The organism is Gordonibacter pamelaeae 7-10-1-b (genome assembly GCF_000210055.1).
GTDB classification, from domain to species: Bacteria; Actinomycetota; Coriobacteriia; order Coriobacteriales; family Eggerthellaceae; genus Gordonibacter; species Gordonibacter pamelaeae.
Genome location: NC_021021.1, coordinates 1,970,253 through 1,970,829, shown reverse-complemented (window position 1 = coordinate 1,970,829; position 577 = coordinate 1,970,253). Strand labels below are relative to the sequence as shown.

Genomic DNA, 577 nt, shown 5'->3' with positions numbered 1-577 from the left:
CGCTCGAGCAGTCGCAGGCGCGCGGGGCCGAGGCCGTGGCGGCCGGCGGCTCGGCCATCGTGGCGGCATGCGTGAGCTGCTCGTTTTTGCTCTCCGTTTCGCAGTGGCGCGTGCCGGTGTTCCACTACCTGGAGCTGCTGTTCGACTGGCGCATCGACTGGCGCGCCGCCGATGCCTACATGAAGCTGCGCTTCCTGTTCGACGAGCCGGCGGCGGACGGCGGCGAGGCGCGCCCGTTCAAGGGGCTCGCTCCCGAGCCTGGCGACGACCGGGAGGAGGCGCGATGACGGCCGAGGTCAAGCCCACGAACTGCCACTATTGCGGCTACTGCTGCGCGTTTCTGGCCACCGTGGAGGATGGCCGCGTGACGGACCTCGTGCCCGACCCGTCGCGCTACCCCTACGACGAGCGCATCCTGGCGGGCTGCCGCCGCTGGCGCATGAACCTGGATGCGCTGGACGGACCGGACCGCGTGAACTACCCGCTGCGCCGCGCAGGCAAGCGCGGCGGCAACGAGTGGGAGCGCGTGAGCTGGGACGAGGCGCTCGACGACATCGCGGCGCGCCTGCGGGCGCTG

Annotated in this window: 2 protein-coding genes; both read left to right on the top strand. The window is 71.9% G+C overall.

Annotated elements, in window-relative coordinates; translation table 11 throughout:
• Positions 1 to 287, top strand: a 287-nt coding sequence (locus tag GPA_RS09095) for a hypothetical protein (protein ID WP_041239377.1), incomplete at its 5' end; no start/stop codon positions are given.
• Positions 284 to 577: molybdopterin-dependent oxidoreductase (locus tag GPA_RS09090; RefSeq protein WP_041239376.1), on the top strand; the 294-nt coding region annotated here is incomplete at its 3' end. The genes GPA_RS09095 and GPA_RS09090, both read left to right, overlap by 4 nt.